Origin of the sequence: Paraburkholderia sp. SIMBA_027 (assembly GCF_046535315.1) — a bacterium.
Classification (GTDB): Bacteria; Pseudomonadota; Gammaproteobacteria; order Burkholderiales; family Burkholderiaceae; genus Paraburkholderia; species Paraburkholderia tropica.
In genome coordinates this window covers 1-234 of the sequence record NZ_JAWRWY010001634.1, presented here as the reverse complement: position 1 = coordinate 234, position 234 = coordinate 1, and the positions used below count along the sequence as shown (strand labels likewise).

The following is a 234-nucleotide window of genomic DNA, read 5'->3' as shown; positions in this document are numbered from 1 at the left end:
CCTGGACGGCATCAACATCGTTGGTGCCGACGTCGTGGAAGTCTCTCCCGCCTACGATCATGCGGACATCACCTCCGTTGCAGCGGCGACCCTGGTCTTCGACTTGCTCGGATTGATGGTCAACCGTAGCAACGCCTCGGCTGCCCGTGAACTCCAATCTGCCTCATCGAGCGCGTCATGAGCAAGCCCAATGCTTCCGCCGAAGTTCCCCGGCTCGAAGACAAAACCATCCAG

1 protein-coding gene is annotated in these 234 nt (G+C 59.8%); it reads left to right on the top strand.

From position 1 onward, the window contains the following. Positions 1 to 181 (top strand): arginase family protein (locus SB764_RS44720; protein ID WP_410867401.1); only part of this gene is annotated, 181 nt, incomplete at its 5' end. Positions 182 to 234 lie beyond the last annotated feature (53 nt).